The sequence below is a fragment of the Actinoplanes sp. TFC3 genome (genome assembly GCF_001553785.1).
GTDB lineage: Bacteria > Actinomycetota > Actinomycetes > Mycobacteriales > Micromonosporaceae > Actinoplanes.
On sequence record NZ_LOJP01000001.1, the window covers coordinates 1,976,346 to 1,992,735 of the forward strand.

The following is a 16,390-nucleotide window of genomic DNA, read 5'->3' on the forward strand; positions in this document are numbered from 1 at the left end:
ATCGTCAAGACCTGCATGTGGTACGAGCAATGCCCGGCACTTGTGTCAACCGTTGCTTGACAACACATCCTGCACCTTGCGGTAAGCCAGCCGGACGTACCCGGGAAGGCTCCGCTGGTCCGTGCCTGTGAGGTCCTCCACGGCCTGAGCGGTGAGCGCGAACAGCCCGCCGGGCGGAGCGTCGAGGGCAATCTCGATGGTCGTGCGCACGAGGGCGGCGCGGGTGAAACGGCTCGTCCATCGCCGGTCGGCCGCGATGCTGCGGTGCAGGTCGTCGACGGCTTCGCGGAGATTCACCATGCTGTGGGCGTAGCGCAGGTCTTGCTCCTTGCGCCGAGCCCGAGCCGCCCCGGCCAGCCGCTGCCGGCGCTGCTCGGCGGCCTGCCGGCTGGACAACCCCAGCGCGGCGGCCACCTGCATCCACGTGTCGCCGGCTTGCCGAGCCCTGTCGATCAGCTCCAGTTCACGCTCATCGAGCCTGGCCCGCGCCGGCTGGATCTCCGCCAGTTGCTGGAGGACCTCCGAGATCGGCCCCTCGCCCATCTGTCAACAATACGTTGACAGGCTCGGGCTGACATGGCCCCGTCCGTCGGCGACCGCCGGCCAGGGCCAGCAGAACCGCCCCGAGGACGAAGCCCGCGGCCACCAGGAAAGCACGGGCATACCCGCCCACCTCCGAGGCCGGCACCTGGGCGGCGACAACGGCGAGGACCGACAGGCCGAGCGCGCCTCCCGCTTGCTGGGCGGTGTTGGCCAGGCCGGAGACCAGGCCGGTGTCGGCGGGGGCCACTTCGGACATGACCAGCATGATGATCGCCGGGATGACCACGCCGATACCGAGGCCCATGATGGTCAGGGGCGGCAGGATGCCGGTCCCGTAGGTGGCGGCGGCGGGCATGCGGGCCAGCAGGAGCAACCCGGCAGCCAGGAAGATGAGGCCGGCGATCAGCACGGGGCGTACCCCGAAACGGGCCGTGGTTCTGGGCGCCACCAGCAGGGACATCAGGCCGATCACGATCGGGGTGGGAAGGAACGCCAGGCCGGTTCCGATGGCGTCAAGGCCGAGGGCGTGCTGGGCGTACAGGGCCATGATGAATTGAAAGCCCATGCCGGTGGCGAAGATCAGCACCATGGCTGCGCAGGTGATGAGCAGCCGGGAGTTGCGCAGGACACGCAGCGGCACAAGGGGCTTATGGGCGAAGCGTTCGCGGACCAGGAAGCCGAGCACCAGCAGCACCGCCGCGGCGCCCAGGGCCAGCCGGCTGTCAACGATGGCGAAGACACCGGCCGACAGACCGATCGTGATCAGTACGGCTCCGGGGATGTCCAGGCCCTCGCTCAGGCCCAGGCCCGCGTCCCGGGGGATCACGCGCAGCGCGGCGATCAGGGCGACCGCACCGATCGGCAGGTTGACCAGGAAGATCCACGGCCAGCCGGCCGCCTCGGTGAGCAGGCCGCCGGCCACGAACCCGACCGCAGCGCCGCTGGCCTGGGTGAAGCTGTAGACGCCGATGGCGCGGGCTTGCGATGCCGGGCCGGGGAAGAGTCGCACGATTATGCCGAAGATGACGGCGGAGGCCAAAGCCCCGCCGACGCCCTGGATGAAACGGCCGGTCACCAGCAGAGCGGCGGTGGGGGCGAGGCCGCACAGGGCGCTCGCGGCGGTGAAGGTGGCCAGGCCGGCGAGGAACACCGTGCGGGCGCCGATGAGGTCGCCGAGGCGCCCGGCCAGCAGCAGGAAGCCAGCGAAGCCGATCAGGTAGCCGTTGACGATCCAGGCCACGCCGGCGGGCGAGAACCCGAGATCGTTCTGGATGACGGGTACGGCCACGGCCACGATCGTGCTGTCCAGAACAATCATGAGTGCCGCTGTACAGAGCACTGCCAGAGCCCGGTTGGGTGTCATGACCCGACCGTAGCAGATGGTCTAGATGTGGACTATCTCTTTGTCACCTGGTTTGCCGGGCTCGGCGGACCGGTTTGGGAAGGTCGTCGTCCCGGTCGTCCACCAATTGAGCGAGCGCGACGACGAAGGCGTCGCGAACCTCGGACGGCAGGGCTTGGAGCGCTCGGCCGTGCACCTCGTCGACGATGCGCTGACCTTCCTCGGCGGCTCTGCGACCCGCCTCGGTGACCGCGATGATCCGGGCACGACGGTCTATGGCCGATGGGCGACGCTGGGCGAATCCCCTGCCCTCCAGGTCGTCCACGGTGGTCACCATGGTCGTCTTGTCGAGGTTGGCCAGCGCCGCGAGTTGGATCTGGGTGCGCTCCTCCTCCAGGGCGTGCACGAGGATGCACTGCATGCGGGGGGTCAGGCCGACCTCAGCCAGCGCGGCGGCCAAGCGGTTGGTCAGGGCGTGGCCGGCCACGTTGAGCATGCCGGTGAGGTCGCGCACGGTTCGTTCGGGAGCCTGCTGAGCCATCCAACGATCCTACCGCCGGATCATCTCGTAACGGATGATCCCGTGAGCTGTTCGGACCCTGTCCACAGGCGGCGGGCCAGCTCCGCGTCACGGGCGGCCCTGGAGCGGCCGACGAATTCGGCGCCGCCGCGCATGTGGGCGAGGTGTTCGGGCCCGGCGAAGCTGCCGCCGGGGATGCCGGCCAGGGCGGCACAGAGCACGGGCTGCGCGCCGGCGCCGGCATCCTGGGCGAGGAACCTCAGCATCACGAGCAGATCGACGACCTGATCAACGACGCTCTTCCTACGCAGAGAGGACGACCGGCGAACCCCCCGTCCAACCGCCCCGCCGCCTTATAGGGACTGAAGGCAGTCTTGATGGCTCGCCGGTCGCGTTCCCTACAGCGCGGCCGCCTGCGTCCAGCTGGGCGCCCAGGGCGTCCAGCTCAGCGGCATCCGCGCCTCCGCCGGGGTGCGGTCCCCCTTGCGCTGGTTGCAACGCCCGCACGCGGCGACGGTGTTCTTCCAGCTGTTCTCACCACCGCGCGAGCGCGGCAGGACGTGGTCGATGGTCGAAGCCGTGCCACCGCAGTACGCGCAGCGCCGGCCGTCGCGGCTCAGCACGCCGGCTCGGGACCAGGCCGGGCCGCGGCTGTGACGCCAGCGCGTCACGACGTAGCTGACCAGGCGCACCACGGTCGGGATGGGGAACACCCCGATGTGGGTGTCCGGTTGGGCTTCTTCCACGACCGCAACCTCGCGGAACAGCATGCGGATGGCGTGCCGGACACTGACCCGGTGCAACGGGCCGAAGTCGGCGTTGAGGACGAGCACCACGCTCATGACAGGTCACCTCCCCCCGGGGACGTGACCAAAAGGTAAGACGACAGCGCCGTCAGGACAACGGATTTAGTCGGTCAGCGCACGCCGGACGGCCACCGTGAGCTGCGCCAATCCGATCAGTCCGAGGGCCACCCAGACGATCACCGCGATCAGCACCACGGTGCTCTCCCAGCCCGGGTGGACCACGCCGGCGAGGGTGGCGACCACCAGGCCGCTGATCGCCACGGACACCCGGGTGGGTCGCTCCGCCACGGTCACCGCGCCGATCTCGGCCATCCCGCTCGCCGCCGCCCGAGCCCGTACGTACTCGTGCAGCCAGCTCACCGCGAGCGCCGTCACCACCAGCCAGCCGGGCGCACCGGCCACCCAGAACGCCGCCAGCCAGGCCAGTTCGCCGAGCCGGTCGGCGGCCGAGTCGTAGACGAAGCCGAGCCGGCTGACCTTGCCCGTCACCACGGCCACAGCCCCGTCGAAGGCGTCGGCGAACGCGGCCAGCAGCACCAGCACCGCCCCGGTCGGCAGCGGCACGAACGGCACCAGCGCGCACAGCACCAGCCCGATGGTGGTGACCGTGGACGGGCCGACGCCCAGGCGGGCCAGCACGGTGCCGCCGCGCCAGGCCAGCCGCACCCAGCCACGGACCAGGGGCGACGCCGAGCGTGGGTCGAAACCGCCGTGCAGCGCGGACCAGGCGGTCGCGTACTCCTGCCAGGTCACGCTGCAGCGGCGGGCGCGTCCGCGAGGTGCTGCCAGACCTCGCGGGTCGCGGTGGAGCGGTTCATGGTGATGAAGTGGATGCCGGGCACGCCCTCGTCGAGCAGCCGCTGGCACATCTCGCTGCACAGCTCGATGCCCAGGCGGCGGACCGCGTCGGCATCTTCCTGGACGCGCTCGAAGCGCTTCAGCAGCGCGGGTGGGAACGGCGCTCCGGACAGTTGCGCCGAGCGGGCGATGGTGGCCATCCGCAGCACCGGCATGACGCCGGGCACGATCGGGGTGTCGCAGCCGGCCGCGGCGACCCGGTCGCGCAGCCGCAGGTAGTCGTCGGCCTCGAAGAACATCTGGGTGATCGCGAAATCGGCGCCGGCGCGGCACTTGCGGATGAAGTTGCGGGTGTCGGCGCCGGTGTCGGCCGAGCGAGGATGCTTGTACGGAAAAGCCGCCACCCCCACGCTGAAGTTGCCGACCTCGTTCAGCAGCCGCACCAGATCCTCGGCGTACAGCACTCCGTCGGGGTGCTGCACCCACTCGCCGGTCGGGTCACCGGGCGGGTCACCGCGCACCGCGAGCACGTTGCGGATGCCGGCTCCGGCCAGCCGCCCGATCACGTTGCGCAGCTCGGCGACCGAGTGGTTCACCGCCGTCAGATGGGCCATGGGCAGCAGCGTGGTCTCGGTGGCAACCCGCTCGGTGACGTCGACAGTGGTGTCGCGGGTGCTGCCGCCGGCGCCGTAGGTGATCGACACGAAGTCCGGGCGCAGCGGCTCGAGTTCGCGGATCGTCTGCCAGAGCAACTGCTCGGCCTCGCGCGTCTTGGGGGGCATGAACTCGAACGAGAACGTGGGCCCGGGCCGCCGGATGAGGTCGCCGATGGAAGGCGTCGCGGGCAGGCGAGAAGGAAGACCGGTAGCCACGGCTCCACCCTACAAGCCCAGCGGCTACGTTGGGCGGCGTGACCTCCCCGCTGGAACGCGCCGGCCTGCGGCCCCGCGTCGACAAGGCTCTCACCGGTTTCCTGGCTGCGCAGCGCACCCGGCTGCTCGCGATCGACGACTCGCTGGCCGACGTGGCGGACGCTCTGGAGGCGTTTGTGCTGCGCGGCGGCAAGAGGCTGCGGCCCGCGTTCGCGTACTGGGGTTACCGCGGTGCCGGTGGCCAGGACTGCGACCAGGTCGTTGCTGCGGTGGCCGCGCTGGAGTGGGTGCAGGCGGCGGCCCTGATCCACGACGACCTGATGGACCGCTCGGACACCCGCCGCGGCGAGCCGTCGGTGCACAAGCGGTTCACGGCCCGGCACCTGGCGGCGGGGTGGCGCGGGGACGCGGATGCGTTCGGCGACAACGCGGCGGTGCTGCTCGGCGATCTGGCGCTGGTCTGGTCGGACGAGCTGCTGCACGGCTCGGGGGCCGATCCGGACGCGCTGGTGCGGGCGCGCCCGGTGTTCGACGAAATGCGCACCGAAGTGACCGTCGGGCAGTACCTCGACGTGCTCACGCCCGTTACCGGGGACACGTCGGTGGAGCGGGCCGGCAAGGTCGCCCGGTTCAAGTCGGCCAAGTACACGATCGAGCGCCCGCTGCTGCTGGGGGCCGCGCTGGCCGGGGCGGGCCAGGCCGTGGTGACGGCTTATTCGAGGTACGGGTTACCGCTGGGCGAGGCGTTCCAATACCGCGACGATGTGCTGGGCGTCTTCGGCGACCCGGCTCAGACCGGCAAGCCGGCCGGCGACGACCTGCGCGAGGGCAAGCGGACGTACCTGATCGCGGCGGCGTACGAAAAAGCCAGCGAAACCGAACGCAGCGAGCTGGACCACGGTCTCGGCAGGTCCGACATCTCCGAGCGGGAGATCGACGGGCTGCGCGAGATCATCACGTCCACGGGCGCGCTGGACCGCGTGGAAGCCCACATCTCGACGCTGACCGCCACCGCTCTGGACGCGCTGGAGGAACCCGGCATCGACGCAGAGGCGAGGACGGTGCTGCTGGAGCTGGCCGAGGCGGCTACCCGGCGCGCCGTTTGACGCTCTAGAACCCGAGGGCCTGAGCTCGCCGTTTGACCTCGCGCGCCTTGTCCCCGCCGAGCGCCTTGGCCCCGCAGCCATCCAGCGTCTCGTCGGGTTCGTAGAGCCACCCGATGGCCTCTTCGTCGTTGTACCCAGCGTCGTGGAGCAGCGTGAGAATGCCGGGGAGGTGCTTGAGCACGGTGCTGTTGGCCACCAGCTCGGCGGGCACCACGCGGATGCCGTCGCGCCGGACCGCCAGCAGATGGCGGTCGCGGATCAGCTGGTGCACCTTGCTGATCGACACCTCGAGCCGCTCCGCGACGTCCGGCAGATTGACCCAGGTGGTGGGGCCCTTGGTTACGGATTCGGTCACCCGACCAGCGTGCCATGGCGGGTTGTCTGCCAGCCAGCCGGGACCGCCCCGGCCGGCGGAGAAGGAAAGAAGGCGCGATGACCCTTTGGGGCAGGACCCGTACGGAGGTGGCCGGCGCGTGGCGCTCGCTGCGCTACGACCTGGGCCGGCGCAACACCCCGCCCGCTGGTGATCACCATGCGGAGGTCACCAGCACGGGGCTCAGCACGTTCGGCGGTGCCGGGGTGCACCGGCGGCCCCGGCGGCCCGCTGCGGTGGCGGCGCTCGGAGTGCTGGCGGTAGCCGGGGCCACGGGCAGCTACTTCGCCGTGGTCAACGGAATCGGCACGCTGGCCGGGGACAACGACGAGGGTGTGGAGCCGTACCCGCTGGCTGCTGCCGCGCCGGGCAACACCCCCCGCCGTGAGCTGTCCAATGAGGGCTTCGGGGCGGGCACCAAAACGGTTCGCAAGGCTCCAGCGCGGTCGACAATCCGGGTGATTCCCACCACGGCCGTACCGGCCACGACGCCTCCGCGGCCCGTGGTGACACCGGCGCAGCCGCCACGCACCACAGTGGCGCCGACGAGTGAGCCCGCCGATCCGGGCGAGTGCTGCCTGGCTCCGCCGGTGCCGACGCCGACCTTCGTGCCGTCGACGCCGCAGGACCCGTCGCCGACGCCGTCCGCCAGCGAGCCGGGCACGCAGCCGGGCACGCAGCCGGCCCCGCCGGCGCCCACAGCCGAGCCGAGCGGTGCGCCGTTGAACCCGCCGAGTGCCACGAAGCAGTCCAGCCACTCGCACGCCGACTGATCCGATTTGTCACGATAAGGCCCGCCGCCCGGCGGGCCTTATTCACTATTTGCGCAGGTGGGCACGACACGCTGTACCCATTCGGTCTCAGCTGGGAGATCCTGGACCACCTTGCGGACAAGGCCACATACACTTCACGCCGATGGACATGACTGTCGCCGACTCGTTGATCGGCACGACGATTGACGGGCGCTACCGCATCACGGGCCGCGTCGCCCGTGGTGGCATGGCGACCGTGTACACAGCGGTCGACGACCGGCTCGAACGCACCGTCGCGCTGAAGATCATTCACCCCTCGCAGGCGACGAACGTGCACTTCGTCGACCGCTTCACCGACGAGGCGAAGACCATCGCCCGGCTCACCCACCCCAACGTGGTGGCCGTCTACGACCAGGGCCGCCACCAGGGTCTGCCCTACCTGGTGATGGAGTACGTCCAGGGCCGCACCCTGCGCGACCTGCTCACCCAGCGCCGCCGGCTGAACCCGGTCGAGGCCCTGGCGATCCTGGAGCAGATGCTCTCGGCCATCGCCGCCGCGCACCGCGCCGGCCTGGTCCACCGCGACGTCAAGCCGGAGAACGTGCTGGTCGCCGAGGCACCCAGCGGCGGCATCGCCAACCTGGTCGACAGCGTGGTCAAGGTCGCCGACTTCGGCCTGGCCCGCGCCGTGGAGGCCAGCTCCTCCGACGACTCCGGCCAGCTCATGGCCACGGTGGCGTACGTGGCACCGGAGCTGGTCACCGACGGGCGCTCGGACGCCCGCTCCGACGTCTACTCGGCCGGCGTCGTGCTGTTCGAGATGCTCACCGGCAAGGTCCCCTACGACGGCGGCGAGCCGGTCGAGATCGCCTGGAAGCACGTGGACAACGACGTGCCGGCGCCCTCCAGCATCGTCAAGGGCCTGCCCACCGTGCTCGACGACCTGGTCGCCCGGGCCACCCTCCGCGACCCCGGCGCCCGCCCCACCGACGCCGGTGCGCTGCTGGCCGAGGTGCAGGTGGTCCGCGACGACCTCGGGGCCGCCAACGTGGAAACCGCGCTGCTGCGCCAGGTGCCCGCGCGCGGACCGGCCGCCGACGCCACCCGGATCGTCCCGGCGGTCACCACGATGCTGCCGTCGGTCGGGTCGGCGGCGAAGAACGACCGGCCGGCCTGGGCCCGCCTGCCCGACCAGGGCCCGCGCACCCGCAGCGCCCAGCGCCGCTACGCCGCCCCCGAGCCGGCGCGCACCGGGCTGCTCGGCGATCGCCGCCGCCTGTTCATCCTCGTCGCGGTGGCGCTCATGGTGCTGACCATCGCCGGCAGCACCTGGTGGGTGACGCTGGGCCGCTACACCGACGCGCCGCAACTGCTCAACAGCACGCGGACGGTCGCCGAGCAGGAAGGCACCTCGCAGGGCTTCGAGGTGCGCTTCGACGCAGGCCGCTACGACGAGAACGCGCCGAAGGACGTGGTGCTCGGCCAGGACCCGCCCGCCGGTGAGCGCATCGTCAAGGGCGGCATCCTCACGCTGACGCTGTCGCTGGGCCCGGAGCGCTACCCGGTGCCCGACGTGGTGGGTCTCGAGCAGTCCGCCGCCAAGGGCCAGATCGAGGACAGCAAGCTCAAGTACAAGGAAGGCACCGGTCAGTACAGCGACACCGCGGACAAGGGCATCGTGCTGTCCACCAATCCCAAGGCCGACGAGCAGCTCAAGCCCGGTGACACCGTCACGGTCGTGGTGAGCAAGGGTAAGGCGCCGATCAGCGTGCCCGACCTGGGCGGCAAGAACATCAACGACGCCCGCACCGAGTTGCAGAACCTCGGCCTGCAGGTGGTCGAGCAGTACAAGGACAGCGACAAGCCGGCCGACACGATCATCGGTCAGTCCCCCAAGGCGGGCACCGGCGCGGAGAAGGACGACACGATCAAGCTTGAGGTCAGCAAGGGCCCGCCGCTGGTCACCGTGCCGGATCTGACCAACCAACCGTGCCAGCAGGCGGCGCAGACCCTGCAGGGCATGGGCCTGCGGGTCAGGGTGGACAATCCCAACCCGTTCAACCCCAATCCGCCGGTACGTCAGCAGAACCCGGCCGGCAACACGCAGGTTGCCCCGCAGTCGGAGGTCGTCCTGAATTGCTTCTGAACCGCCCGGTCGGCTCACACACCAGGACATCCGGTGGTCTGGCCAACGCGGCCCTGCCCTACGCCGACGCGGCGGGCTCGGAGGCGGTCCAGGTCTACGTGTCCAACTCGCGCGGGTGGGCGTTGCCGCCCGGTGACCCGAAGCAGGACATCCTGTTCCGCCACGGGTGCGACGAACGGGGGCTGCGGACGTACATCCATGCTTCCTTGCTGGTGAATGTGGGTTCTCCGACCGACCTGACCGTCGAGCGTTCGGTCGGCACGCTCGCGCACGCGCTGCAGCGGGGCAAGGCGATCGGCGCGGAAGCGGTGGTCTATCACGCGGGCAGCTCGGTCGATCCGGCGCACGATGTGAAGGCGATGCATCAGCTTCGCGAGGCGCTGCTGCCGCTGCTCGACCGGGCGGCCGCGGAGGGTCTGCCCAAGCTGCTCGTCGAGCCGAGCGCGGGTGGTGGTCGCAGCCTGGCGTCCAAGGTCGAGGATCTGGGACCCTATCTGGCGGCGGTCGAGAACCACCCGTGGATGGGCGTCTGCTTCGACACCTGTCACGCCTGGGCGGCGGGCCACGATCTGGCAACGCCGGGCGGGATGACCAGCACGCTGGATTCCCTGGTACGCACGGTGGGTGATCGCCTCATGCTGATCCACGCCAACGACTCGAAGGACGCCTGCGGCTCGACCCGCGACCGCCACGAGAGCATCGGCGCCGGAACCATCGGGACGGCAGCGTTCGCCGAGCTGCTCGCCCACCCGGCCACGGCCGGCATCCCGATCATCGTCGAGACGCCGACCAAGGAACACGAGGGGCACGCCGCGGACATCGCGCTACTGAAGAGCCTGCGCTCGTAGGAACTGCTCCCGGGTGATCACGTGCACCGCCATCGGCTGATTGTTGCCGGGTACGACGGTGTCCAGCTCGTGGTGCATGCCGAGCCCCACGACGGGCAGCACCTCTAGTTGCCCACGCCCAGGCTCGACATGAACGCCGACGGGTACCGATCGCCGCGGGCCGAACCGGCCGGCACCGCCCGCTCGATCTCGGCGAGGTCGTCCGCGCCGAGCTGCACGTCCAGCGCGGGCAGGGCCTCGGCGAGCCGTTCGCGCCGGCGAGCGCCGATCAGCGGCACGATGTCCTCGCCCTGCGCGGCGACCCAGGCGATAGCGAGCTGCGCGACGGTGCAGCCCTTGGCCTCGGCGACCTTGCGCAGCGCCTCCACCAGGGTCAGGTTGTGCTCCACGTTGCCGCTGGCGAACCTGGGGCTGAACGCGCGGGCGTCGCCGGGACCGGCTGCGGTCCAGTGGCCGGAGATCAGACCCCGGCTCAGCACGCCGTACGCGGTCATGCCGATGCCCAGCTCCCGCAGCGTCGGCAGCACCTCGGCCTCCACCGCGCGCGACAGCAGCGAGTACTCGATCTGCAGGTCGGCGATCGGGGTCACCGCGTGCGCCCGCCGGATGGTCCCGGCGTTGACCTCCGACAACCCGGCATGCCGCACAAACCCGGCGTCGATCATCTCCTTGACAGCACCGACGGTGTCCTCGATCGGCACCGCGGGGTCGAGCCGGGCCGGGCGGTAGATGTCGATGTAGTCGACGCCGAGGCGGTTCAGCGAGTACGCCAAGAAGTTCTTGACCGCCTCGGGGCGCCCGTCCGTGCCGTTGAATTCCTGACCCGGCCCGCGCAACGCCCCGAACTTGACGCTCAGCACGTAGCTGTCCCGGTCGCGGCCACGCAGAGCCTCGCCGAGCAGCATCTCGTTGTGGCCCATGGCGTAGAAGTCGCCGGTGTCGATCAGCGTGACGCCGGCATCGAGGGCGGCGTGCACGGTAGCGATGCTTTCGGAGCGGTCGGCGGGACCGTAGGCGCCGTCCGACATGCCCATGGCCCCGAGACCCAGCGCGGAAACGGACGGTCCGGTCGTACCCAGTGATCGTGTCTTCATGTCCTTCAGCCTGCGCCGCCCTCACCGGATGCGGCAGCGGAGAGTTCATCCTGGGAGTGCGCCTCCCTGGATGGGAGCGCTCGCGGTGCGCCACGATGAGAGCATGCAGCGTGATCAGCTCGCGGACTTCCTGCGCCGGCGCCGCGAGGCAATCCGCCCGGCCGAGGTGGGCCTCACCGACGGCCCCCGGCGCCGCACGACCGGCCTGCGCCGCGAAGAGGTGGCCGCGCTGGCCGGCATGTCCACCGACTATGTGGTTCGCCTCGAACAGGGCCGCAGCAGCCAGCCGTCCACCCAACTGCTCGGCGCGCTGGCCCGGGCGCTGCGTCTGAGCGACGACGAGCGCAACCACCTGTTCCATCTGGCCGGCCACCAGCCGCCACCCGCTGACGGGGTGGCCCGGCTCGCCCGTGCCGGCCTGCTGCGCATGCTCGACCTGCTCGTCGACTCCCCCGCCATGGTGCTCTCCGACCTCGGCGAAGTGCTCGCCCAGAACCGGATGTCGCTGCTGGTCGCGGGCGACCAGACCCGGTTCACCGGCGACCGCCGCTACCTGATCTACCGCTGGTTCACCGAGCCCCCCATGCGCGAGGTGCATCCGGCTGGGCAAAGCGACCACCAGAGCCGCCAGCTCGTGGCCGACCTGCGCGCGGTGGCAGGCCGGAGATCCGGTGACCCGACGGTGGAAGGTCTTGTCCGCAAATTGCAGGCAGCGAGCGCGGAATTCCGGCGGCTGTGGGCCGAGCACGAGGTGGCGGTGCGCCGCGCCGACCGCAAGACGCTGATGAACCCGCGCGTCGGGCCGCTGACGATGGACTGCGAAACGCTGGTCACGCCGGATCTGGGGCAGCAGTTGCTGGTGCTCACCCCGGCGGACGCGGAAAGCCGGGAACGGCTGCAGTTGCTGCAGGTGCTGGGAACCGAGGAATTCACAACTCCTCTGCCGGGTGAGTGACGGGGGTTGAGCGGGGTCCTAGGTTGAGGAGGTGCGGGACGCGCTGGAGCACCTTCGGGGAGACCGGGATCATCTCCGGGTGCTCGAGGGCGCATCGACCGCTGGTCATCGTTGTTCCCGGAGCGCCTCGGGATCCGCTGCAGCCGACCATTTCTGGCGGAATTGGGTGGCGGCGCGCTCATGGCCGTACCAGATTGCGGGCAGCGGTTGGGGTTCCTTTTTGCGGGTTGGTTTCTGGTGGGTGCGGCGGGCAGCGTAGGCGACCATTTCGGCCTGCCAGAGGTTGCGGCTGGCTTCCAGCATGTCTATTGCGCGCAGGAGGGCCTGCTCATCGCGGCGGATGGGAAGCTCATTATGGTCCAGCGTTGAACAACAGGTCCAGGTGGGCGTCGAGGACCTTCAAGGCCTGGTCGAGGCTGTAATAACCGCCGATGACGTACAGGCCGAGTCCCTCCATCATGGCCAGCAAACCTTCGGCGCCGCCGGGCACGGGAACGAGGGTTTGGACGTACCTGATCATCTCCTCAACGTCTTTGCGCAGGCTTTCCGCCGCTTCCGGGCGCACTGCCGTATAGGCAAGAAAGGCAAGACCCACTTTGGCGTCGCCCCGGGATTCCTCGTCGCGAGGAAGAATTGCCGATATCACGGTACGAAGTAAAGCCCGCGGTTCCGGGTTCTCCCCCAACTCCGCTACCGCCCGGGAAACGCGAACTTGACCGCGCTCACGCACCACGTCCAAGGCGAATACCATCATTTCGTCCTTGGTGCGGAAGTAGTGCTGCACCATTCCCGCCGAAACGCCGGCCTCGGCTGCGACATGGCGAAGGCTGACGGCTTCGAGCCCGCGCTCGGCGGCAACCCGCATCAGCGCGTCGGCGATGCGGGTACGTCGCTCCTGGGGGTCGACTTTTTTCGGCACAGTTGCTCGGCTTTCCGTTGGAACCCGTCCGGGTCGTCAGCGTAGATGTGGACTTCCGACACCAGGCCGGTCGGGTGCTCGGGCAGGGGAAGGCGCTGTGGTCGTACCAGTCGGATGTCGATTGTGGTCTGGCTTGCGACCCCGATTTGCAGGATCCCGTCCTCTTCTTGCACCGACTTGGTGCCCTGCAGCGCCCGCGCACGCCTGCTGACCCGCTCGACGTCGTCCCACGGCACGAAGATGTCGAGCTTCGCCCCCCGCCGGATCCGAATGCCATCCGCCCCGATGACGTGCGGATTCCTGGCAAGCGCGGCGGCGGACCAGAGCATCCAGACCAGCCCGGCGACGCCTACCGCGAGTCCGATCCAGCGAGCGGGCTCCCAAGGTACGACGTGCGCGACGATCAGGTCGAGACCGGGGATTTCGATCACCGACATGACGATGATGACGGCGTAGAGCGGCTTGATGACCTTGAAGTAGCCGAACGCCTGGGTGGGAGCCGGTTCTGACCGCGGGATGAGCCTTTTCCAATACGACCGCATTGGTTCAGGGTAGCGGGTTGGCAATACGACTGCAATGCCATGAAGGCAGGAGGTGTTGTGGTGTGACCCCCGGCTGAATTCCCGGAGGCCACGAGCACGTGGATCGTCAGCGACGACGGTCTTCCGACCGGGTCACCGGGTCCGAGCGCAGGTCAGCCCCGCAGCATCTCCGCCACCAGGAAGGCCAGTTCCAGGCTCTGCTGAGTGTTGAGCCGCGGGTCGCAGGCGGTCTCGTAGCGGTCGGGCAGGTCGAGGTCCTCGATGCCCTGGGCGCCGCCGAGGCACTCGGTGACGTCCTCGCCGGTCAGCTCGATGTGGATGCCGCCGGGGTGGGTGCCCAGGCCGCGGTGGACCTCGAAGTAGCCGAGCACTTCGTCGACGATGCGGTCGAAGTGGCGGGTCTTGTAGCCGTTTGACGACTCGTGGGTGTTGCCGTGCATCGGGTCGCACTGCCAGACAACCTTGGCCCCGGCGGCGTGCACCTTCTCCACGATCGGCGGCAGGGCGTCGCGGACCTTGCCATTGCCCATCCGGCTGATCAGGGTGAGCCGGCCCGGCTCGTTGCTGGGGTTGAGCTTCTCGCACAGCTCGATCGCGGTCTCCGGGGAGGTGCCGGGGCCGAGCTTGACGCCGATCGGGTTGGCGATGCGGCTGATGAAGTCGATGTGCGCGTGGTCGAGCTGACGGGTGCGCTCGCCGACCCAGAGGAAGTGACCACTCAGGCCGTACGCCTTGTCGCCGGACACCCGGGTCAGCGCGCGGTCGTATTCCAGGGCCAGCGCCTCGTGGGAGCAGTACAGGCTGACCGTGCGCAGCGCCTCGTCGTCGGTCATGCCGCAGGCGCGGATGAAGTCAAGGGTGCGGTCGATCTCGCGGGCGATGGCCTCGTAGCGCTCCCCGGCCGGCGAGGCGCGCACGAAGTCCTTGTTCCAGTCGTGCAAGCCGGCCAGATCAGCCAGCCCGCCGGCCAGGTAGGCGCGCAGCATGTTCATGGCCGCCGCGCTGTTGGCGTACGCCCGGATCATGCGCTGGGGGTCGGCGATCCGAGCGGTTTCGTCGGCCTCGAGGGAATTGATCAGATCTCCCCGGTACGCCGGGAGCCCGAGCGAGTCCGTAGCCGCCGAACGGGGCTTGGTGTACTGCCCGGCAACCCGGGCCACCTTGACCACCGGCATCGACGCGCCGTAGGTCAGCACGACTGCCATCTGCAGCAACGTGCGCGCGTTGGCCAGCAGGTGGCTCTCGGTGTTGTCGGCGAAGGTCTCGGCGCAGTCGCCGCCCTGCAGCATGAACGCCCGGCCCTCGCACACCTCGGCGAGGCGGTGGCGTAGCTGGTCGACCTCGTAGGGCGCGACGATCGAGGGCACGTTGTCGAGCACCTTGCAGACCTCGGCGACCTCCTTGAGGTCGGCCCACGGCGGCATCTGCACCCGCGGCAGCTCACGCCATCGGTCCAGACCCAGCGCCGAGTCCTCGGCGGAGTCGGTGGACGGGCGGGAGGTCTGCAGGGCCGTCGCACCGACCCCGGGATGACTGAGCTGATGCCACTCACGTTGCATGGTGGAAGCCTATCCGTGGACACGAAAGGGGCGCCGGGAGGACCCCGGCGCCCCGATACGTGGGATGGTTACTTGAGACCGTTGCTGATCGCGGAGATCAGCTCACCGTTGCTGGTGTCACCGGAGAACTCCCAGAAGAAGGCGCCGCCCAGACCCTGGTTCTTGGCGTACGTCATCTTGGTGCCGATCGTGGCGGGGGTGTCGTAACCCCACCAGTTGCTGCCGCACTTGGCGTACGCCGTGCCGCCGATGGTGCCGGTGGCCGGGCAGCTGTTCTTGAGGACCTTGTAGTCCTCGATGCCCGGCTCGTACGTGCCGGTTGCCGCGCCGGTCGCGGTGCCACCCGGGGCGGCCTGCGTGACACCGGTCCAGCCACGGCCGTAGAAGCCGATGCCGAGCAGCATCTTGCTGGACGGCACGCCCTTGCTCTTGAGCTTCTGGATCGCCGCGTCGGACCAGAACCCGTTGGTCGGGATGCCGGCGTACGAGGTCAGCGGCGAGTGCGGGGCGGTCGGGCCCTGCGGGTTGAACGCGCCGTAGTAGTCGTAGGTCATCGGGAAGACCAGGTTGAGCTTCGCGATGCCCGAGGCGTAGTCGGCCGCGTCCAGCTTGCCGCCGTTGGAGCCGTCCGCCGAGATCGCCGAGGTGACCAGGAAGCTGTTGCCGAACTTGTTGCGCAGCGCGGTGATCACGTTGTTGTACGAGGCCGGGCCGCTGCTGTCGCAGGCCAGGCCGCACGCGTTCGGGTATTCCCAGTCCACGTCGATGCCGTCGAAGACATCGGCCCAGCGGGAGTCCTTGACCAGGTTGTAGCAGGAGTTGGCGAAGGCGGTCGGGTTCGCCGCGGCCTGGGTGAAGCCGCCGGACCAGGTCCAGCCGCCGAACGACCAGATCACCTTGAGGTTCGGGTACTGCTTCTTGAGCTTGCGCAGCTGGTTGAACGAGCCGCGCAGCGCGCCGGCGTCCCAGGTGTCGGCCACGCCGTCGACGCTTTCCGCGGCGCTGTAGGCCCGGTCGTAGTCGGCGTAGGAGTCACCGATGGAGCACTGGCCGCCGGTGGTGTTGCCGAACGCGTACAGGATGTGCGTCAGCTTGGCCGCCGAGCCGCTCGTGACCAGGTTCTTCACGTGGTAATTGCGGCCGTAGACGCCCCACTCGGCGAAGTAGCCGACCACGTTCTTGCCACTGCCGCTGGGGGGCGGGGTGGTCGGGCCC

Annotated in this window: 20 protein-coding genes; 5 read left to right on the plus strand and 15 right to left on the minus strand. The window is 69.7% G+C overall.

Annotated features, from left to right (window positions below):
* Positions 1-45: 45 nt before the first annotated feature.
* The 7 genes from TFC3_RS09085 to metF form a co-directional block, all read right to left on the minus strand.
* Entirely contained in the window at positions 46-543 is a 498-nt protein-coding gene (locus TFC3_RS09085; RefSeq protein WP_082771939.1) for a hypothetical protein, read from the minus strand.
* On the minus strand, positions 470-1,906 hold the full coding sequence (locus tag TFC3_RS09090; RefSeq protein ID WP_082771940.1) for an MFS transporter: 1,437 nt from the start codon (positions 1,904-1,906) through the stop codon (positions 470-472). The genes TFC3_RS09085 and TFC3_RS09090 overlap by 74 nt, the downstream gene beginning before the upstream one ends.
* A 43-nt stretch (positions 1,907-1,949) precedes the next feature.
* Positions 1,950-2,426: a MarR family winged helix-turn-helix transcriptional regulator gene (locus TFC3_RS09095; protein ID WP_067498078.1), complete on the minus strand. Its 477-nt coding sequence runs from the start codon at positions 2,424-2,426 to the stop codon at positions 1,950-1,952.
* 20 nt (positions 2,427-2,446) lie between these two features.
* Positions 2,447-2,674, minus strand: coding sequence for a hypothetical protein (locus TFC3_RS09100; protein WP_067498081.1), 228 nt, complete (start codon positions 2,672-2,674; stop codon positions 2,447-2,449).
* Between the two features lie 129 nt (positions 2,675-2,803).
* Positions 2,804-3,247, minus strand: a complete 444-nt coding sequence (locus TFC3_RS09105; RefSeq protein WP_067498084.1) for an HNH endonuclease — start codon at positions 3,245-3,247, stop codon at positions 2,804-2,806.
* Positions 3,248-3,313: 66 nt separating this feature from the next.
* Positions 3,314-3,964, minus strand: coding sequence for a CDP-alcohol phosphatidyltransferase family protein (locus TFC3_RS09110; protein ID WP_067498087.1), 651 nt, complete (start codon positions 3,962-3,964; stop codon positions 3,314-3,316).
* Positions 3,961-4,881, minus strand: coding sequence for a methylenetetrahydrofolate reductase [NAD(P)H] (gene metF, locus TFC3_RS09115; protein ID WP_067498089.1), 921 nt, complete (start codon positions 4,879-4,881; stop codon positions 3,961-3,963). Before metF ends, TFC3_RS09110 begins: the two co-directional genes overlap by 4 nt.
* Positions 4,882-4,931: 50 nt before the next feature.
* Here metF and TFC3_RS09120 point away from each other — a divergent pair, with 50 nt between their 5' ends.
* Positions 4,932-5,987: a polyprenyl synthetase family protein gene (locus TFC3_RS09120; protein WP_067506293.1), complete on the plus strand. Its 1,056-nt coding sequence runs from the start codon at positions 4,932-4,934 to the stop codon at positions 5,985-5,987.
* A 4-nt stretch (positions 5,988-5,991) separates the two neighbouring features.
* Here TFC3_RS09120 and TFC3_RS09125 read toward each other — a convergent pair whose 3' ends face one another.
* The gene (locus tag TFC3_RS09125; RefSeq protein ID WP_067498092.1) at positions 5,992-6,342 is read right to left on the minus strand and encodes an Rv2175c family DNA-binding protein; all 351 of its coding nucleotides are present in this window, start codon (positions 6,340-6,342) and stop codon (positions 5,992-5,994) included.
* Between the two features lie 77 nt (positions 6,343-6,419).
* Here TFC3_RS09125 and TFC3_RS09130 point away from each other — a divergent pair, with 77 nt between their 5' ends.
* The 3 genes from TFC3_RS09130 to TFC3_RS09140 all read left to right on the plus strand — a co-directional run bounded on the left by TFC3_RS09130 (position 6,420) and on the right by TFC3_RS09140 (position 10,106).
* Positions 6,420-7,133 carry a hypothetical protein gene (locus TFC3_RS09130; protein WP_153040154.1) on the plus strand — a complete coding sequence of 238 codons (714 nt, stop codon included), beginning with the start codon at positions 6,420-6,422 and terminating at the stop codon, positions 7,131-7,133.
* Positions 7,134-7,275: 142 nt separating this feature from the next.
* A complete protein-coding gene (gene pknB / locus TFC3_RS09135; protein WP_067498098.1) occupies positions 7,276-9,258 on the plus strand; it encodes a Stk1 family PASTA domain-containing Ser/Thr kinase in 1,983 nt (660 codons plus the stop codon).
* Positions 9,249-10,106 (plus strand): deoxyribonuclease IV, encoded by an 858-nt coding sequence (locus TFC3_RS09140; RefSeq protein WP_067498101.1) that lies wholly within the window; start codon positions 9,249-9,251, stop codon positions 10,104-10,106. The genes pknB and TFC3_RS09140 overlap by 10 nt, the downstream gene beginning before the upstream one ends.
* Here the strand turns inward: TFC3_RS09140 and TFC3_RS39965 are convergent.
* The gene (locus TFC3_RS39965; RefSeq protein WP_255363753.1) at positions 10,083-10,208 is read right to left on the minus strand and encodes a hypothetical protein; all 126 of its coding nucleotides are present in this window, start codon (positions 10,206-10,208) and stop codon (positions 10,083-10,085) included. The genes TFC3_RS09140 and TFC3_RS39965 overlap by 24 nt on opposite strands.
* 2 nt (positions 10,209-10,210) lie before the next feature.
* A complete protein-coding gene (locus TFC3_RS09145; protein WP_067498104.1) occupies positions 10,211-11,200 on the minus strand; it encodes an aldo/keto reductase in 990 nt (329 codons plus the stop codon).
* A gap of 103 nt (positions 11,201-11,303) precedes the next feature.
* Between TFC3_RS09145 and TFC3_RS09150 the strand changes: the two genes are divergently transcribed.
* On the plus strand, positions 11,304-12,155 hold the full coding sequence (locus TFC3_RS09150; RefSeq protein WP_067506296.1) for a helix-turn-helix transcriptional regulator: 852 nt from the start codon (positions 11,304-11,306) through the stop codon (positions 12,153-12,155).
* A 105-nt stretch (positions 12,156-12,260) separates the two neighbouring features.
* On the opposite strand, the gene TFC3_RS09155 is transcribed toward TFC3_RS09150, so the two are convergent.
* The 5 genes from TFC3_RS09155 to TFC3_RS09175 all read right to left on the minus strand — a co-directional run.
* Positions 12,261-12,458, minus strand: coding sequence for a hypothetical protein (locus TFC3_RS09155; protein ID WP_067498107.1), 198 nt, complete (start codon positions 12,456-12,458; stop codon positions 12,261-12,263).
* A 49-nt stretch (positions 12,459-12,507) separates the two neighbouring features.
* Complete coding sequence (locus TFC3_RS09160) at positions 12,508-13,020, minus strand: TetR/AcrR family transcriptional regulator (protein ID WP_236718040.1); 513 nt, start codon at positions 13,018-13,020, stop codon at positions 12,508-12,510.
* Positions 13,020-13,616 carry a hypothetical protein gene (locus TFC3_RS09165; RefSeq protein WP_067498113.1) on the minus strand — a complete coding sequence of 199 codons (597 nt, stop codon included), beginning with the start codon at positions 13,614-13,616 and terminating at the stop codon, positions 13,020-13,022. The genes TFC3_RS09160 and TFC3_RS09165 overlap by 1 nt, the downstream gene beginning before the upstream one ends.
* A 152-nt stretch (positions 13,617-13,768) precedes the next feature.
* The gene (locus TFC3_RS09170) at positions 13,769-15,175 is read right to left on the minus strand and encodes a class II 3-deoxy-7-phosphoheptulonate synthase (protein WP_067498116.1); all 1,407 of its coding nucleotides are present in this window, start codon (positions 15,173-15,175) and stop codon (positions 13,769-13,771) included.
* Positions 15,176-15,243: 68 nt separating this feature from the next.
* The coding region (locus tag TFC3_RS09175; protein ID WP_067498119.1) for a glycoside hydrolase family 18 protein at positions 15,244-16,390 on the minus strand (1,147 nt) is incomplete at its 5' end.